General features: G+C 34.3%; 14 protein-coding genes, 1 tRNA gene and 1 pseudogene. 5 read left to right on the forward strand and 11 right to left on the reverse strand.

Annotated elements, in window-relative coordinates:
- Positions 1 to 51: 51 nt before the first annotated feature.
- Complete coding sequence (locus ACZ5CF_RS03235) at positions 52 to 1311, forward strand: MFS transporter (protein ID WP_464580341.1); 1260 nt, start codon at positions 52 to 54, stop codon at positions 1309 to 1311.
- 6 nt (positions 1312 to 1317) lie between these two features.
- Here ACZ5CF_RS03235 and ACZ5CF_RS03240 read toward each other — a convergent pair whose 3' ends face one another.
- A complete protein-coding gene (locus ACZ5CF_RS03240) occupies positions 1318 to 2073 on the reverse strand; it encodes a UDP-2,3-diacylglucosamine diphosphatase (protein ID WP_464580343.1) in 756 nt (251 codons plus the stop codon).
- A 38-nt stretch (positions 2074 to 2111) separates the two neighbouring features.
- A complete protein-coding gene (locus ACZ5CF_RS03245) occupies positions 2112 to 2564 on the reverse strand; it encodes a 6-pyruvoyl trahydropterin synthase family protein (RefSeq protein WP_464580344.1) in 453 nt (150 codons plus the stop codon).
- 81 nt (positions 2565 to 2645) lie between these two features.
- Here ACZ5CF_RS03245 and ACZ5CF_RS03250 point away from each other — a divergent pair.
- Positions 2646 to 3295: pseudogene (locus ACZ5CF_RS03250) on the forward strand (2OG-Fe(II) oxygenase).
- Here ACZ5CF_RS03250 and ACZ5CF_RS03255 read toward each other — a convergent pair.
- The 3 genes from ACZ5CF_RS03255 to ACZ5CF_RS03265 are packed head-to-tail and all read right to left on the reverse strand — an operon-like array spanning position 3296 to position 5294.
- Positions 3296 to 3457: a hypothetical protein gene (locus ACZ5CF_RS03255; RefSeq protein ID WP_464580345.1), complete on the reverse strand. Its 162-nt coding sequence runs from the start codon at positions 3455 to 3457 to the stop codon at positions 3296 to 3298.
- 5 nt (positions 3458 to 3462) lie between these two features.
- Entirely contained in the window at positions 3463 to 4797 is a 1335-nt protein-coding gene (locus ACZ5CF_RS03260) for an MATE family efflux transporter (RefSeq protein WP_464580346.1), read from the reverse strand.
- Complete coding sequence (locus ACZ5CF_RS03265; protein WP_464580347.1) at positions 4794 to 5294, reverse strand: GNAT family N-acetyltransferase; 501 nt, start codon at positions 5292 to 5294, stop codon at positions 4794 to 4796. The genes ACZ5CF_RS03260 and ACZ5CF_RS03265 overlap by 4 nt, the downstream gene beginning before the upstream one ends.
- 85 nt (positions 5295 to 5379) lie before the next feature.
- On the opposite strand from ACZ5CF_RS03265, the gene ACZ5CF_RS03270 reads away from it, so the two are divergent.
- Entirely contained in the window at positions 5380 to 6177 is a 798-nt protein-coding gene (locus tag ACZ5CF_RS03270; protein WP_464580348.1) for a universal stress protein, read from the forward strand.
- A 1-nt stretch (position 6178) separates the two neighbouring features.
- Positions 6179 to 6252, forward strand: a tRNA-Ala gene (locus ACZ5CF_RS03275).
- A 33-nt stretch (positions 6253 to 6285) separates the two neighbouring features.
- Here the strand turns inward: ACZ5CF_RS03275 and ACZ5CF_RS03280 are convergent.
- From ACZ5CF_RS03280 to ACZ5CF_RS03295, 4 genes are all read right to left on the reverse strand, one after another.
- The gene (locus ACZ5CF_RS03280) at positions 6286 to 9015 is read right to left on the reverse strand and encodes a PD-(D/E)XK nuclease family protein (RefSeq protein WP_464580349.1); all 2730 of its coding nucleotides are present in this window, start codon (positions 9013 to 9015) and stop codon (positions 6286 to 6288) included.
- Between the two features lie 85 nt (positions 9016 to 9100).
- A complete protein-coding gene (locus ACZ5CF_RS03285) occupies positions 9101 to 10459 on the reverse strand; it encodes an OmpA family protein (RefSeq protein ID WP_464580350.1) in 1359 nt (452 codons plus the stop codon).
- 115 nt (positions 10460 to 10574) lie between these two features.
- Positions 10575 to 11768, reverse strand: a complete 1194-nt coding sequence (gene kbl, locus ACZ5CF_RS03290) for a glycine C-acetyltransferase (protein ID WP_464580352.1) — start codon at positions 11766 to 11768, stop codon at positions 10575 to 10577.
- 30 nt (positions 11769 to 11798) lie between these two features.
- The gene (locus ACZ5CF_RS03295; protein WP_464580353.1) at positions 11799 to 14924 is read right to left on the reverse strand and encodes a UvrD-helicase domain-containing protein; all 3126 of its coding nucleotides are present in this window, start codon (positions 14922 to 14924) and stop codon (positions 11799 to 11801) included.
- A gap of 129 nt (positions 14925 to 15053) precedes the next feature.
- Between ACZ5CF_RS03295 and ACZ5CF_RS03300 the strand changes: the two genes are divergently transcribed.
- The gene (locus tag ACZ5CF_RS03300; RefSeq protein WP_464580354.1) at positions 15054 to 15662 is read left to right on the forward strand and encodes a superoxide dismutase; all 609 of its coding nucleotides are present in this window, start codon (positions 15054 to 15056) and stop codon (positions 15660 to 15662) included.
- A 399-nt stretch (positions 15663 to 16061) separates the two neighbouring features.
- Here ACZ5CF_RS03300 and ACZ5CF_RS03305 read toward each other — a convergent pair whose 3' ends face one another.
- Complete coding sequence (locus ACZ5CF_RS03305) at positions 16062 to 17960, reverse strand: amidophosphoribosyltransferase (RefSeq protein WP_464580356.1); 1899 nt, start codon at positions 17958 to 17960, stop codon at positions 16062 to 16064.
- Positions 17961 to 18003: 43 nt separating this feature from the next.
- Positions 18004 to 18930, reverse strand: a complete 927-nt coding sequence (locus tag ACZ5CF_RS03310; protein ID WP_464580358.1) for a PfkB family carbohydrate kinase — start codon at positions 18928 to 18930, stop codon at positions 18004 to 18006.
- Between the last annotated feature and the right edge of the window lie 64 nt (positions 18931 to 18994).

An 18994-nucleotide genomic window follows, 5' to 3' on the forward strand; every position in this document is an offset into this window, starting at 1 on the left:
ACTCACGATATTTGCCTGGTGTTTAGTTAAGTACGGTGCTTAATTGCTTATATGAAAACTATAGACCCCTACGCTGCATTACGATATAAAGAGTTTAACCTTTTTTTGCTGGTAAGGTTTGCCTTAGTGTTTGCGTGGTCAATGCAGTTTATAGTTATAGAGTGGGAGGTTTATAGCTTAACTAAAGATCCGCTCTCTCTCGGGATTATTGGGCTAATGGAAGTTATACCTGCCATCGGAATGGCGCTATATGCGGGGCATATTGTAGATCAAAGTGAAAAAAGGAGCCTACTTATTAAATGTATCATTGGATTTTCGGTTATAAGTCTTGGTCTTTTTTTACTAACCTGGCCATTAATAGCCCAAAAGTTCACTTCAAAAGCAACTCTTTACGGTATTTATGCATTAGTATTTTTAGGAGGAATTGTTAGAGCTTTTTTAGGTCCTACTATTTTCTCATTACTCGCATTAATTGTGCCCAAAAAAATATATGCAAATGCGGCAACCTGGAGCAGCTCTGTATGGCAAATGGCAGTTGTTTTAGGCCCGGCTTTAGCTGGTTTTTCTATTAACTGGGTTGGCGTACACTGGTCTATGTGTTTAATTTTTGGATTTTCTTTACTTGCTTTAGTTACGCTATTGTTTATCCCTAAAAAACCGGTATTAAATCCTAAAATAGGAGAACCTGTTTTACAAAGTTTAAAAGAAGGGGTAAGATTTGTGTTTAAAAACAAGGCAATTTTTGGTGCGCTCACGTTAGATATGGTTGCCGTTTTGTTTGGCGGAGCAGTAGCATTACTTCCTATTTATGCGCAAGATATTTTACAAGTAGGCTCGCAAGGTTTTGGAATACTCCGTGCAGCACCTGCCGTTGGAGCATTTATTACCATGCTAATATCTGCCTATGTGCCTTTAAGTAAAAATGCCGGAATGAAATTATTAGTGGCTGTGTTTGGTTTTGGGCTGTCTATTATAGCATTCGGGCTTTCTTCTGTTTTTTGGATTTCTTTAGTAGCGCTCTTTTTTAGCGGAGTTACAGATGGGGTCTCTATGGTTATCAGACAAACCATTTTACAACTAAAAACCCCGGACGAAATGAGAGGAAGAGTAGCTTCTGTAAACTCTATTTTTGTTGGGTCATCTAATGAGTTAGGAGCTTTTGAAAGCGGACTCACAGCAAAGCTTATGGGAACCGTTACGGCAGTTGTTTTTGGCGGAAGCATGACACTGCTTACGGTTATTGTTACAGGAATAGCTTCGCCTTCTTTTAGAAAGTTAGATTTAACTAAAGATATAGAACAGACACAGTAGCACAGCCTATTTAAACGTTTTTAAGTGCATTTGTTCGCCATCAAAAACGGCATAAGTATAGTGCGAAATCCAATCTCCTAAATTAATGTATTTTGAAGACTCAGCTAGAGTAATCTCTAAAGGCAAATGCCGATGTCCGAACACAAAATAATCTCGGTGTTTTTCGGTTAATTTGCGTTTGCAATATTGAACAAGCCACTCATTTTCTTCGCCTAAAAATTTAACATCTTCATCACCCGAAATCAGCTTGTTTTTAACCGATAAGTATTGTGCAAACCTAACGCCTAAATCGGGGTGTAACCACTTAAACAACCACTTTGCCACAGGATTTGTAAACACTTTTTTCATGCGTTTAAACCCTTTATCGCCCGGCCCTAAACCGTCTCCATGACCAATAAAAAAGGTTTTGTTGTTAAAGGTAAATTCTTTAGGGTTATGGTAAACAGGAATGTTAAGCTCTTCTTCAAAATAACCGTGCATCCACAAATCATGATTTCCTACAAAATAATACACCGGAATACCTGAATCTGTAATTTCTGCCAGTTTTCCTAAGGTTCTGGTAAATCCTTTTGGCACAACAGTTTTATATTCAAACCAAAAATCAAATAAATCACCCAGCAAAAAAATGGCGGCAGCATCTTTTTTAACGGTGTCAAGCCACCTTACAAACTTTTGCTCTCTGGGAAAACTATCTTTAGCTGTGGGAGCTCCCAAATGGTTGTCTGAAGCAAAATATATGTTTTTACCTTTGGGTATTTGCATGCGTAAATATACTACGAATTTAAAAGCTAACAGCTATTTTACAAATTATCTGAAGCGTGCCATTCTGCAAAAGAAGTTTCGGTTTCTTGCAGTTTTAAAGAATGCAATGCAATGTTTTTGGGTAATCTGGCCTTGATTCTTTCGGCAAAATCAATCACCATATTTTCGCTTGTAGGCTGGTAGTTTGCCAAAATTATATTATGGCCTCTACTTCTTAACTCTTCGGCTAAAGCTACATGTGGGGTGTTTTTATTAAAAACGGTAGCGTGATCAAACTTATCTACAATCTCTTCTTTTACAATTTTCTTTAAATCGCTAAAGTCTATTACCATGCCATGTTTTACATGGTTGGGGTCATTAATGGGAGTGCCAATTACGGTAACCCACAATTTGTAACTATGGCCATGAACATTTTTGCATTTACCATCATAACCATACAATGCATGGCCGGTTTCAAAATTGAATTGCTTTGTAATTCTAATGGTGCTCATAGCAGTAAAAATTCATTGCAAAGGTATTCATTTTGTGAATTTATTAAGTTTTTAATGTAATTTAGATGTTATTTTAAAAAGATGAAGCAAGAAAATATTTTTGAACAATTGGATTTTGATGAAAATCCGTTGTTCGAAAAAATTATTTCTGATTTGCTTTCTAAGCATTTTAGTGTGGTTGATAGCTTTTTTTCTGAAAAAGAAGTAACTACACTGCGCAATTGTCTTTTACTGAGGTATCATGACGATGCCTTTAAAAAATCGGCTATCGGGAATAAAACCAACGAAAATATAGTAACATCTATTAGAGGAGACTACATTTACTGGTTAGATGAGCACACTATAAATGTAGCAGAAAAAGTGTTTTTTAATAAAGTAAATGCGCTAATTGTTACTTAAATAAAACATGTTTTTTAGGAATACTTCATAAAGAGTTTCATTATGCCATTTACCCAAAAGGCACTTTTTATAAGCGTCATTTAGATACTTTTATAAATGACAACAGAAGAAAGCTCTCTTTTGTATGTTATTTAAATGATAGTTATTGGCGTAAAGAAAACGGAGGAGAACTGGTTAAATACACTCAAGAAAATAATAAAGAGATAGCGCATACTATACACCCGTTACCCGGAAGAGTGGTTGTTTTTGAAAGCCAGTTGTTAGAGCACGAGGTTAAGAAAGTAAAACAATCTGAGCGCTATAGTATAACAGGATGGCTTAAAACCAGATAGTTACTGTTGTTTTTTTCTGTACCAATAAATTGCGTATGCAATAGCAACAAGAACAATAAAAGGTAAAATAGAACCAATGAAAACACCTATTTGATAGCTGTTATCCGGAGCGTTTTTAAGCTTTTCTTCTATGATGTTTTGTAACAAAATTAGGAGTAACATTGTTTTTATACGGGTTTAATTAGCGGTATAAAAATACGTCTAAATTGTAAAATTAAAGGTAGTCCTCTGGCAATAATCCAAAGCGTTAATGCTATAAAAATAGCGTAAAGTTTTAATCCTAAAGAATCTAACCAAAATAAAACAGGAACAAATACGCCAAAAGTAGAAAACAACAGTAAATTTCTTAAATAGCGCATTTTCCCTAAACCTTTAAAAATTCCATCAAAAATAAAGGCTAATGCGCAGAGCGGTTGCATGCCAAGTACAATCCAAAACACGCTGTAAAAAGTATTTAAAACCTCTTGATCTTTTGTAAAAATCCATCCTAACGGATAATAGAGAAGGCTTCCTAAAACTGCTAAAATAACTCCAACAACAACTCCGTATTTAATTAACTTGTTACTTAAGGCAACTAATGTTTGGTAATTTTTAGCACCATAAAGCTTGCCCGATAGTATATTTCCTGCACTTGCAAAACCGTCTATTACAAAAGCCCCAAAAAACCAAAGATTTATAGCAATAGTATATGCAGCTATGTATTGTTTGCCATAGGCCGTAGAAAAGGCACTTGCAAAATAAAGTGTAACATTTAAGGCAACCGTTCTAACAAAAAGGTTTAAAATCATAAAAATAAAACGCTTAATTTCTTTATTGAAGGGGAAAGAAAAGCGCAACGGAATTGAGGTTTTTGTCAGCAAGAAATAAGCAGATAATATAGCCATACTTATTTGAGCTATTACACTTGCGTAAGCAGCGCCTTCAATATGCATAGCCGGTATAAAATCTTTTATACCATATACCAAAACAAAATCTAAAATAATATTTAAAACAGCTCCAATTATAGCTATAATCATGGGGTAAAAAGTGTTTTGGAGCCCTCTAAAAGTGCCAAAAACGGCAATTGTAAATAGTGTAAACGGAAAGCCAAAAACTCTAATTTTATAATATAAAACACTATAGTCCAGTATTAAACCATCTGCATTGTAAAGTTTAAAAATAGTAGTAGCAAACGGATAGGTAATAAGTATTATTAAAACGCTTAATGAGGTTATAATAAAAATAGCTTGAGCCGGAAGGTTTTTTACTTGCTCTAATTTATTTGCCCCAAGATATTGCGAAACAATAGCCGAAATAGCACTTCGGGTTTGTCCAAAAACCCAAATTAGCATTGAGATGAATGCACCAACAATACCAACGGCAGCCAAAGACACCGTAGCATCTTTGTTCATGTTGCCAACAATGGCAGTATCTGTGATAGATAATATTGGCTCAGAAACGCCCGAAATTAAAGCCGGGATAGCAAGTTTGTTTATTTGTTTTAAGGAAATGGTATTGCTCACAGTACTAATTCGTAACAATAAAAAGGATGTTCGCTTTGTTTAGGAAAAAAAACTTTTCCCACTTTTTTATAGCCGCGAAGTTCGTAAAATTTTTGGTTTCTAAGGTTTTTAGAAAATGTATCTAACCTAATCGATGCACAACTATTGCTTTTAGCAACATTTTCTGCAAATTGCATTAACTTTTGTGCATAACCCTTACCTTGATGTTTTGGGTGTACTGCCAGCCTGTGAATGTATATGTGTTTAGTGGTTGGTGTGAGCCAAGAAACAGATTTATATTCATCATCCATAACAAAAGAAACAACCACGCACCCTATGATATTTTGGTTAGATTCTAATACGTAAAGTTGTTGCAGTTTAACATCGTCAGTTAAAATTTCTTTGGTGGGGTAGTACTCATTCCATTGGTAAATGCCTTTGTTAATTAAATTAGCAGCACACGCACGCATTAGAGAATAAATTTTTTCTACATCTGTAAGACAAGCCATGCGTATCATGAAAATAAATTTTCTGTTTTTTTAAATTAAGGTTAAATTTAGGGTTTAATCTAAATACTGCTATCAACTTAAAAATTAAGTTATTGTGAAAAACATACTCGTACCCATTGGAACTTCCGAGAACTCAGTAGCAACTTTACAATATGCAATAGATTTTGCAGAACAATTTAATAGCAAGGTATTTGTTATGCAGGCCTATACGGTTATGACGAAAGCCGGTACTATAGCTAATATTTCTGAAATTATGGAACGTACCAGCGCCGAAAGATTAGAAGAAGTAATCTCCAAAGTAAACAGGAAAGGGGTGCAAGTAGATATTGTAACCTACAAAGGAGATGTAATTGCCGGTGTAGAAGCTATAGATGCAGAATTAGGAGTAGACTTAATTATTCTTTCGGCAAAAAGCAACGATATCCGTGAAGAAGTATTTTTAGGAAGCACCTCTGGGAGTATAATAAAACAAACCAATATTCCGACTTTAGTTTTACCCGAAGCAGTAGCTTTTAAACCATATAAAAATATTTTAACTGCTTTTAAATCCGGGGTTGTTAAAAATGCTAAAAAGCTGCTACCTTTGCAAAGCATTAAAGAAAAATTTAATGCAGACGTTCATTTGCTACTTGTAAAATCACCACAATACACAGAAGAAGATTTGGTAATAAATCCAGCGTTGCAATCATTAAGTTCTAATACTACAGTTACAGAAAACGCAACTACTTATTTGGGAGTACTGCAACATATAGAAACATTTAAACCAGACTTACTATGTGTATTTAGAAGAAAACGCGGATTTTTTACCAAACTTTGGGAAAAAAATATAATTTTGAAGCGCGAATTTAACAGCACTGTTCCTTTACTGGTGCTTAGTGTAAAAAAATATTAATGGGGCATTAGCTCAGCTGGCTAGAGCGTTTGGCTGGCAGCCAAAAGGTCATCGGTTCGACTCCGATATGCTCCACAAAAAAGCCACCACAAAGGTGGCTTTTTTGATTTATTTGACTTTTTTCTCCTTAAAAGGAATATCCGGATTTAAAATTTCACGAATAAGGTTAAATAATTGCTCTTTGTATGCGGCTAAAGTTTGCTCTGTTATTAAGGAGCTTTTAGTGTTTTCGTCATTAAATGAAATAAACCCTTGTTTTAAGTTTTTAAAAGAGATAACACCGGCTTCTACAGGTAAAGAAACCAAACCATTATTGGCTCCCAAATAGCTGTATGTTAGTACCTGATAACCAATACTTTTATTGTGATCTTCATTTAATAACATCCAATCTTTTATTTTTAAGTTTTTCGCTTCAGCTTTTCCTGTTTTATAATCTACTATTCTTGTAATACTGTTTCTAACATCAATTCTATCTACTTTACCTTTTAGCTTTACAGGGATCTCAAGCCCATCAAGATTCAACTCAATAGCCAACGATTTTTCTAATGCTAAAATGATAATATCATTACCTTTTTTTAAATCGTTTAGTTCGCCCTCTAAAAAGCGTTTAATGTAATGATCTGCAACGTTATAAATAATTTGATTTTTTCCTGTGCTATTGTCTTTAGAAAAGTTTTTTTCTTGAAACTCAGCTTCAAGCACATTAGGATATGTTTTTAACAACAATGCAATAATATCTGGATTTAATTTTTGGTTGATGTATGGAGTATAAATTTTTTCTAATGTATCGTGAATGATGCTTCCTAAGGTATTTGCGGCCACACTTTCCTCTACCTCATCGGCTTCTTTAATGCCTAAAACTGTTTTAAAGTAAAAATCTATAGGATTTCTGATATAGTTTGTTAAAGATGATGGTGAAAACCCTTTATTTTGAGCAATTTCTTGAAGCTTAGTAATTAACTCGGGGGTTTTAAAAATGGTTATAGGAGTCTTTGCATTCTGATTAATTTTTGGCGAAGCAATAACTTCTTGAATGTTATGATTAGGCAAATTATCGGTTAAAATTTGCATTATAAACCTACTTTTTTCACCACCTTCCAAGCTGTCTGGATAAGTGTTGTATATTAAGTAAATATTTTCTGCACGTTGTAATAATCTGTAAAAGTGATATCCGTAAACAGCATCTTTTTCTTTGTATGTGGGTAAGTTATAAGCAACTTTTACATCAAAAGGGATAAAAGAGTTATAGCTTTTTCCGGCAGGTAATAACCCTTCGTTTACACCACTTATTATAACATTTTTAAAGTCTAAGTTTCTGCTTTCTAAAACTCCCATTATTTGCAATCCGTCTAATGGTTCTCCCTGAAAATCTAAAGAAGCTTTTTGAAGTAGCTCTTTGTATAATTTGTAAAGCGTTTGTAAACGCATATTGTGATTATTAGGACAAATGTATTGTTCTAATTGGTTAAAAAGCTCATAAACTCTGTAAAGCGCTTCTAAAGCAATAGGATTGTTAGTATTGTAATAGGCTTCTTTTAATTGTAAGATTAATTGTTTGCTGTTTTTTAAGAAGTTTTCCGGGGTTGCTTCGTAAAACAATAATGAGGTTAGCGGAGAAGGTATTATAGTTTCTATTTGTTCTTTTTTAATAAAAGCTAAGTTCTCTGAGTTGATTTTAGTAACTAAATCATTCCATTTATTGCTTGACTCTTTTTTTTGTAACAATGAAAATGCAGGATGATTTAATACGTTTAGTATGTTTTTATAATACCATCCACGCTGTTTTTTTTGAAGCTGAAGCTCAAAAAGTAAATCAATAAAAACGGCTTGTGGAGTATCTTTTAGCGGATATCCCATAGTTATATTAACATGGGTTATGCTTTCCGGGATAGCATTTAATGTAGCAGACAACGTGCTTTCATTTCCTAAAACAATTGCTGTTTGGGTTAAGTTCAGCTCTTCATTTCTTATTATATTTCCTATGTAATTAGCTTGCGAGGTACTTTTGGGGCAACCAATAATTTTTATGTTTTTTGGTTGTGTTGTGTAATTTTTAGTTAACCACTTTACCGGATTATTTTTAAAATAGTTCCAAGAAGTTGTGTGTTTTTTAATAAATAAGCCGGCCTCATGTATAGTATTATTATAAAAGTGGCTGTCTATATCAAAAAAGATATCGGCTTTATCATTATCTAACAAATAGGTGAAAATATGCTCTTCTGCTTTATTAAGAGCATTAAAACCAATAAAAAAGTGCGATTTATTGGGTTGAGAAGTAGCATAATCTCTAATGTTTTCGGCAGCCTTTCTGTAAACTAATCCTTGGTAACCTATATTATTATTTAATAAGTTTTGTGTAAATACCTTGTAGTAGTCATACAACTTTTTCCAAAATGCAATATACTTTTCTTGCAGGTTTGTTTTTATATCATTTAAATACCAATGATTGATGTCTTGTATAGATGATAAATATGAGAAGATTTCCTTTGCATCAACTAAATGCCTATCTACCTCATTAAAGTCTTGTAAAACGGTTGGCGCCCAGGTTAAAAAATCATCAAAAGTATCGGTTTTATCAGCTTCTGTTAAAGAGGAATAATGCTCATAAAACAAAAACAAAAGTTCAGTCTCTGAGGCGTAATCTAAGCCTGAAACATTTTTTATAAACTCTTCTATGCTTAATATTTCTGGGGCAAAATGGGTTTGATTTGTTTTTTGTAGGATATAATACTTAGCAAATGTTCCGGCTCTTTTACTCGGAAAAATCAGCTTAATATTTTCTAAAGTTTTTATTGAAGATAATATATGGTCTATAGCTTCTTCAAGAAATGGTTTCATACAATGAAAAAGAATTTTTCTTAAAAATAAAAAACGCTCCGAAAATCGGAGCGTTTTTAAAATGATTTATGGAGAGTTAATTAACTTATTCTTTGATTAAGTTAATTTCTACTCTTCTGTTTTGAGCTCTACCAGCTCTAGTAGCGTTAGAAGCAATTGGCTTTTCTTCACCGTATCCGATAGCTGATAATCTAGACACTGGAATACCATTGTTTACTAACCAATCTACTACAGATTGAGCTCTTAACTCAGATAATTTCTTATTGAAAGAAGCGCTACCGCTACTATCTGTATGGCCTTCTACTGTAAATCTTGAGTTAGGATATTTCTTTAAGATGTTAACAATATCGTTAAGAACATCATAAGACTCTGATTTGATTGAAGACTTACCAAGGTCGAATAAAATAGTTCTAGCGTACTCGTTTAATTTATCTTGTACTTCTTTAGTTACTTCTGGGCAACCGTTGTTAGCAACAGTTCCGGCAACTTCTGGACATTGGTCGTCTTTGTCAAGAACACCATCTCCGTCAGTATCAGGCCAAGGGCATCCTCCGTTAGCAGCAGGACCAGCCTCGTTTGGACACTTATCATCTTTATCAGCTACACCGTCACCGTCAGAGTCAGGGCAACCGTTCATTGCAGCAGAACCAGCTTCGTTAGGACAAGCATCATCCTTATCTGCAATACCGTCACCGTCTGCATCAGGACAACCATTTAATTCAGCTAAACCAGCTTCGTTAGGACAAGCATCTTTTCCATCTTCGATACCGTCACCGTCAGAGTCAGGACAACCGTTAAATTGCTCTAAACCAGCAACTTCTGGGCAAGCATCGTCTTTGTCATAGATACCGTCACCATCAGTGTCAGTTCCTCCAAATTTGATAGCTACACCAGCTTGGTGTTGGAAGTGTGGAGCAAGGTAATCTTCAAAAGCGTGCTTGTAAGTAGATTGGAAGTTAATACCAACATTGTCTGTAAACCAGTAGTTGAAACCTAAACCTCCGTTAAGAGTTCCAGCTCCGATTTCATCAATCCAAGTGTAACCACCACCAACTTCAATGAAAGGGTCAAATTTGCTTCCACCCCAAATCTCATTCAAGTTGTACTTAATGGTACCATCAGCACCATAGTAAGCTAAATCGTCAACCTTATTGTCTCCGATGTTTTCTATTCTGTTGATAGATCCTCTAACACCAATAGAGAAACCATCACCAACATATCTAGAAACAGATAAAGTTGAAACTGAAGGCAAAATGTTCCAGTGGTCACTAACATTAAAGTACTCATCAAACCAAGTACCCATTCCTTCTTGGTTAGTAGGATATAGGTCTACGGCATTAGCACCAATGTTAAATTGCCATGGGTTATTTTTGTCCTGAGCTTGAACATTGCTAAGTCCAACTAAAAGTAACGTAGCAACCAATAATTTGCTAAGATGTTTCATGTTCAATTATTTAAGTTTTAAGTGTTAATTTAAACGCAAATGTAAGTTGTTAAATACTATTAACAAAGCCAAATATATTAATTTTTTTGATTTTAGTAGGAAAATTAAGGTGTTTTTAAATAACACCAAGTTCTTTACCTACCTCTGTAAACGCCTTTATGGCCATATCTAAATGTTCTTTGGTGTGTGCAGCCGATAGCTGAACTCTAATACGAGCCTTACCCTTAGGAACTACTGGATAGAAAAACCCAATAACATAAATGCCTTTTTCTAATAGTTTATCGGCCATAATTTGTGATAGTTTTGCATCGTACAGCATAACGGGAACAATAGCCGAATCGCCATCAATTATATCGAAGCCGGCTTCTTTAAGCCCTTTCTTAAAGTATTTTGTATTCCAGTGTAGTTTATCTCTTAGCTCAGTGCTATTAGTAAGCATGTCAAATACTTTTATTGATGCACCTACTATTGCAGGAGCTAAAGAGTTAGAGAAAAGGTAAGGTCTTGAGCGTTGACGCAACATCTCTATAATCTCTTTTTTCCCGGTGGTATAGCCACCCATTGCTCCTCCTAATGCTTTACCAAGGGTTCCGGTAATAATATCTATTCTGTTTAGTACTCCTTTTTCTTCGTGAGTTCCTCTTCCGGTTTCTCCAATAAATCCGGCAGCATGACACTCATCAATCATAACTAAAGCATCATATTTGTCTGCTAAATCACAAATCTGATCTAGCGGAGCTACTAAGCCATCCATAGAAAACACACCATCTGTTACTATAATTTTAAATCGTGCCCCGTCTTGGTTAGCTTGTTTAAGTTGTGTTTCTAAGTCGGCCACATCGTTGTTTTGGTAACGATACCTTTTAGCTTTACACAATCGAACCCCATCTATAATTGAGGCGTGATTTAACGAGTCAGAAATAATAGCATCTTCTGCTGTGAAAAGAGGTTCAAATACACCTCCGTTAGCATCAAAAGCAGCAGCATATAAAATGGTGTCTTCTGTTTGATAGAATTCAGCAATTTTTCGTTCTAGCTCTTTATGAATGTCTTGCGTTCCGCAAATAAATCTAACAGAAGACATTCCAAATCCATGAGTGTCCATAGCATCTTTTGCTGCTTGAATTACCTCCGGGTGTGATGATAATCCTAAGTAGTTGTTAGCGCAAAGATTTATTACTTTTTTATTTCCCGAAATGGTAATCTCGGCTCCTTGCGGAGAAGTAATAATGCGTTCTTTTTTGTATAAACCGGCATCTTTTAATTCTTGAAGCTCTTTTTCAAGGTGTTCTTTAATCTTTCCGTACATGGTTTGAGAAAATTTTGTGCAAATGTACTACTAAATAGTTTTTACTTTTATGTTATTGGCTACATACACCAAAACTTTTTTCAAAACGCTAAAGCCTATTTCTTCTAGAGCTTCACTATAAATACGGATTTGTTGTTGATGGTTTTCATGCTCCTCTCCGGTTTTGTAATCTATAATAATTGCATTATTGCCTTGAATGTTTACTCTGTCGGGCCTAATTTCTTTACCATCTTTAGTATAAATGCTGGGTTCGGTTTTAACGGTGTATTTTTCTGTAAAGTATTCAGACAGTTCCGGATGATTGGTAATTTGTATTATTGTTTGTTTCCATTGATCAGTGTCTTGTTGAGATATTTTACCCCTTTTTAGTGCTCTGTTAAGCACATTTTCAATATCTGTTTTATATGTAATTTGCGACATTAAATCGTGTAAAAGATCTCCTTTCTGGATAGCCTCTTGTTGTGGTGTACCCCATAACATTCCGGCTCTTGTAACCATTGTAAAAGGGGTTTTTATGGGGTTTCTTACATAAAAGTTAATAACCTCAGCTTCTGCACATGATTTTTCTTTTTGAGAGTTGGTGTTTTCAGTGCTCTTGTAAACCTCATAATAAGTTTTTGCGTCTGACCATAAGTTATTGTGTTTTAAATAAGCTAAAAATAGATGTGCGTAAGTTTTTTTAGATGCGTTTTCTTTTACCTTTTTAGTAATAATATGAAGCTGTTTTTCGGCTCTTGTAAGCGCCACATACAATACATTAAAAGCATCTAATTCGCTTAAATAGTCTTCTTGCTCACATATTGCTTGGTGATTTTGACTTACACCACTTAAATTTTTACTCTTTTCTGTTAAAATAAAGGGTAAAATTTCTTTGTCTTCCTGTTCTAATAACGGTACCCAAATGTTATTTCTATCACTGTTGTTAATTATTGAGTCAGCAAAGGGATAAATTACAATAGGAAATTCAAGTCCTTTAGCTTTGTGTACGGTCATTATTTTCACCGCATCAGATTCGTTTGGAGCGGCAATACTTAGCTTATCTCTTTTTTTCTCCCAATAGTCTAAAAAAGCAATTAATCCTCCAGATTTTGAAGTCTTAAACGACACAACTTCATCTAAAAAAGATTGTAAATATGCATCAGAATCAGGAGTTAAATCAAAACAATCAATGGAATAAATTACTGCTTCGTACAATGGTAATTGTAAAAATAACTGCAATGAAAAGTTAAAGGGGTTAAAAAAGGTGTTTTTAGTATCTTTAACATACTTATTTAAATAGTTATGTTTATCTGTTTCAGGTTGTTTGTCGGATAAATAATTTAGAATACCGCTACGTATTTCTTCGTTGTTTGGGGATAAGGCATATGCCAAAATATTTATTAGAAAAGTAACATCCGGGCTATTTTGCAACAGTAAAGATTCTGAAGATTGTACCGGGATATTATTTTCTGCTAAAAATTCTGCTATAACAATTCCTTCATCATTTTTTCTTACCAACACACAAATATCGTTGTATGCAAAACCAGAATTGTTAGTAACCTCTTTTATTTTATCGAGAGTTTTTTGTGCGTATAAAGGTTGTGCTTCTTCTTTCTTTTCATATTCTATAAATTCTATACTAACAACGCCTCCCGGCTTGTTGTTAGTTTTTTGTGCGCTCTCTTCTTCAAATATTTTTTTAAACTCCGGATTGTTTAAAAACAAAGAAGAGGTTTTAAAAAAATCATTATTAAAGTGTATTATATTATCTAAGCTTCTGTAGTTTGTGTTTAACACTTTTTTATTTGGAGGAACAGAAAAAGGATTATTGGTGTTATTGCACAGGTTTAAAAATTGCGCTACATAACCACCTCTCCATCTGTAAATAGATTGTTTAACATCGCCCACAAGCATTAATGAGCCTGTTTGCCCGGAAAGATCTTCACTTTCTATAGCATTGCTTATTAATGGCACTAAGTTTTCCCACTGCATTTGTGAAGTGTCTTGAAACTCATCAATAAAATAATGTTTATACTTTTCTCCTAATCGTTCGTAAATAAAAGGTGCCGGCTGATTTTTTATAGTGTCACTAATAATGTTATTAAACTCAGAGATTAACATTAAATTATTCTCTTGCGTTATGGCATCTATTTCTTGTTTTATAACATTTAGCAAAGAAAAAGGAGTTAAGTCTAAAAGTAATTTTTTATAAAAGTGTATTGTGTTATAAAGCGTTTTACTCTTGTAAAAAAGGCCAGCAATATTTTGCTGGATGGTATCTATAATAGCTTTTACAGATTCATCTTGTGTTTTATTATACATAGACCCCGACACTTCTATATTTTGCATCCAGGCGCTACTGTAGTCTATTTTAGGATAGTTTTCAGAGCGGAATTTTTTAAAATAGTTAGGGATATATTTTCCTTTAAAATGCTCTGGTTTTATATTATTGGCTTCAATTAAATTAAAAAAATTATTACTAACTGTTTTACATTCTTGTTTTAGTTTTTGAACTTTATTTTTTAACCTTTCTTTTAAGATTTTAAAATCGTCTAACGATTTATCACCTAATTTTTTTAATTCTGTGTAATGGGTTTCATTAATAAGAAGTTTGGCAATTTCATTTAAATCGTATGATATATTCCAGCTTTTATCATCGTCAATTTTATACAGCACAAAATCAATTAAAATAGAGGTTAATTTTTTGTCTTCACCAACTTTATCTAAAATATTCTCTACCGCTTCTTTTAAAATTAAATCAGTATCTAAACTTACCTGAAAGCTTTGAGGGATGTTTAAGTCTTTAGCAAAAGTTCTCACAAGACGGTGGTTAAACTTGTCTATAGTACTTACTTCAAAAAAAGCATAATTATGCAGTAAATATTGTAACGTGTTTGTAGCCTTGTGGTGTAACTCTTGCGCATTTAAATTTAAAGTTTCCGAAACATCACTAAACAAGCTTGAAGGATTTTGCAATACAGAAGGATTACTAAACTCTGTAAGAGCACTTACAATACGCGATTTCATTTCGTTAACTGCCTTATTGGTAAATGTTATGGCTAAAATGCGCCTTATTATATCAGGAGATTTTGCGCCCAAAACTATGGTTAAATACTCTTTTACAAGAGTGTAAGTTTTACCCGACCCGGCAGAGGCATTATAAATTGTAAACGGCATATTGTAGTAACGATTTTTTTTATTGCAAAATAATGAATCTCTATAAGTTGAGTTTAGATAATTGCTGCTAATTTAGTAGCTTTACGGTGCTTAAAAATAATAAAGTATTAACTTAAAAATAAAAACATTATGGCTTTTGAATTACCTAAATTACCGTACGCATATGATGCTTTAGAGCCTCATATTGATGCTCGTACCATGGAGATACATCATACAAAACATCACAATGGTTATACAAACAACCTAAATGCAGCTGTTGCAGGAACAGATTTAGAAGGAAAATCTATTGAAGCAATACTGCAAGAGTTAGATATGAATAATGCTGCTGTTAGAAATAATGGTGGAGGTTATTACAATCACAACTTATTTTGGGAAGTAATGTCGCCAAACGGAGGAGGAGAGCCAACTGGAGCATTAGCCGATGCTATTAACAGCTCGTTTGGTTCATTTGAAGCTTTTAAAGATGCTTTTGCAAAAGCAGCAGCAACCAGATTTGGCTCTGGGTGGGCTTGGTTGTGCGTTCACAAAGGAGGAAAATTAGAGGTTTGCTCTACTCCTAACCAAGATAATCCTTTAATGCCGGGTGTAGGTTGTGGAGGATGGCCTATTCTAGGACTTGATGTTTGGGAGCATGCGTACTATTTAAATTACCAAAACAGACGTCCGGATTATATTAACGCATTTTTTAATGTAATTAACTGGGAGAAAGTGGCTAGCTTATACGAAGCTAATAAGTAAGATTAAACTAGATAACAGTGAAATAAAAAAGGGTGGAAAATTTCCACCCTTTTTTTGCCCCAAATCTTACCATGAACTTAAACCTACTTATGCTATGGTAGACTACAAATATATAGGAGCGTATTATTTTAAAATCAATAAAATAGATAAAAACAAAGAATTTTTAGTTAAAAAGTATTTTAAACTAATTTGGAAATGCTTTTAGCGTAGTAAAAATAAAAAAGGTGGAATAACTTTTCCACCTTTTTTGCCCCAAATCTTACCATGAACTTAACCTACTTATGCTATGGCAAATGCTAAATTATTTTAGATTTAATGAAACGATTAAAAAATCAGACAAAAAACACAAAACATCGATAAAACGCTTTATTTTACAGATTATTAACACAAAAAAGAAGCCTAATAGGCACGTTCTTTTTTTCCTTCATAGAAGTTTATAAATGCCTGATTTACAACTTTATTTCCTCCCGGAGTAGGATAATTGCCTGTAAAATACCAATCGCCTAAATTTTTCGGACACGCTTTATGAAGGTTCTCTACAGATTGAAATATAATTTTTACATCTGCTTTAATAGATTCATCGCTGAGTAATGCTGCAATTTTATCTGATATTTGCTCATCCGTAAACGCATCATAAATTTTTTTAACAGAATTTACAACAGTTGCAATGTCTATACCAACTTGCGCTTTGCATTCTTCATATACTTCTTGCAAAATAGAAAGCGTTCCTTTTTCTTTATGTAGCTCTAATGCAGCTCTAAAAGCAACTAAATCTTCTAAACGAGCCATATCTATACCATAACAATCCGGGTATCTAATTTGCGGTGCAGACGACACAACAATTATAGTTTTAGGATGTAACCTGTCTAGCATTTTCAAAATGCTCTTTTTTAATGTTGTGCCTCTAACAATACTATCATCTATAATTACCAGGTTATCTGTAGGCTTAACAGAACCGTATGTTACATCGTAAACATGGGCAACCAAATCGTCTCTGCTGCTATCTTCTGTAATGAAGGTTCTTAATTTAGCATCCTTAATGGCTACTTTTTCTATTCTGGGTCTTATGGTTAAAATATCGTGTAGTTTTTCCGGACTTATGTTAGGGCCAAGCTGTAGTATTTGTTCTTCTTTTTTCTTGTTTAAATAATCTTGAGCTTCTTTTACCATCCCTAAAAAGGAGGTTTCTGCCGTATTAGGAATGTATGAAAACACGGTATTGGCAATGTCATAATTAACCGTTTCTAAAATTTTTGGCATTAACAGCTTCCCCAAATTTTTACGTTCCTCGTAGATTTCTTTATCACTCCCTCTAGAAAAATAAATGCGCTCAAAAGAACAAGCTTTTCTGGGGAGCGGATCTAAAATTTTCTTTAAACTTACACTGCCGTTCTTTTTTATAATGATAGCTTTCCCGGGCGGAACCTCGTTAATGGCTTCATATGGCACGTTAAATACGGTTTGTATAGCCGGACGTTCTGATGCTACAACCACAACCTCGTCATCCATGTAATAATAAGCCGGTCTTATTCCGGCAGGATCTCTTAATAAAAACGCATCGCCATGCCCTAAAAGGCCACCCATAGCATAACCGCCATCCCAGTTTTTGGCTGCTTTCCTGAGTATTTTGGCAATGTTTAATCGTTGTGCAATAAGGGGCGAAGCTTCAATTTTACTGTACCCTTCTTTTTTAATGTCTTTGTAAAGTTTAGCAACTGCATCGTCTAAAAAATGACCGATTTTTTCCATAACGGTAACCGTATCTGCCATTTCTTTTGGATGCTGTCCCAGCTGCACTAAATTGTTAAAAAGCTCTCCAACATTGGTCATGTTAAAATTGCCGGCAACAATTAAATTTCTGTGCATCCAGTTGTTTTGGCGTAAAAAAGGATGTACACTTTCTATACTGTTTTTGCCATAAGTGCCGTATCTAACATGGCCAAGTAAAAGCTCGCCTATGTAAGGAATATGTTTTTTTTGTAATGCAACATCATTAGCATATTCCGGATTTTCTTTAAAAGCAGTGTTAATGCGGTCGTTAATTTGAGAAAAAATATCTTGTATGGGTTGCGATGCGTTAGAGCGAATTCTGCTCATATAGCGTTCGCCGGGAGACATATTAAACTTAATGCTGGCAAAACCGGCACCATCTTGGCCACGGTTATGCTGTTTCTCCATCATTAAGTACATTTTGTTAACGCCATAAAAAGCCGAGCCATATTTTTCTTTGTAAAACTCTAAAGGTTTTAAAAGACGAATTAACGCTATACCGCACTCATGTTTTATTGCATCGCTCATACTGTTGTAAAATAAAAAAGCCCCGAAAAATCAGGGCGTGTTTTTATGATAATTCTATTTCAAATTGTGTTAGTTGCTTAAATTCTTGCAACCTGTTATGCACTTCTTGTTTTGTTAACTGCTCCATGCGTTGTGTGCCAAATTTTTCTACACAAAACGAAGCCAGATTAGAGCCATAAATAATGGCGTTTTTCATGTTCTCGAATGATTTATCTTCGGTTTGGGCAATATATCCGGCAAATCCTCCAGCAAATGTATCTCCGGCACCGGTTGGGTCAAAAACTTCTTCTAATGGTAATGCTGGAGCAAAAAACACATTTTCTTCATGAAATAAAAGTGCTCCGTGCTCTCCTTTTTTTATAACGACATACTCCGGACCCATTTCGTGAATTTTCTGAGCAGCTTTAACCAAAGAGTATTCTTTAGTTAATTGTCTGGCCTCTTCATCGTTAATGGTTATAACATCTACCTTTTTTATAACCTCCATAAGTTCATTCCAGGTAGTGTTCATCCAGAAATTCATAGTGTCTAAAATCACCAATTTAGGTTTTTGGTTCATTTGATTAAGAACACTTAACTGAACAGATGGGTGAAGGTTACCTAACATAACCACCTGAGCATCTTTATAATTATCGGGCACAACCGGATTAAAATCAGCCAATACATTTAGCTCTGTAGTGAGGGTGTCGCGCGTATTCATATCGTTATGATAGCGTCCGCTCCAGAAAAAGGTTTTACCGCCTTTTACAACCTCTACACCGCTAAGGTCTATATTTTTATTTTTAAGTAAACTTAAATAGTCTTCCGGAAAATCATCGCCAATTACAGAAACAATGGCAGCATCAACATCAAAAAATGAAGCAGCAAGACCAATAAAAGTTGCCGCACCACCTAAAATTTTATCGGTTTTCCCGAAAGGAGTCTCAATAGCATCAAATGCAACCGTACCAACAATTAATAACTTACTCATTAACGCTTAAAATTTTGTGCAAACCTACACATTTTTTTCGTTTTTAAGGTACTGAAAATAAAGC

This window comes from Lutaonella thermophila (assembly GCF_055387725.1).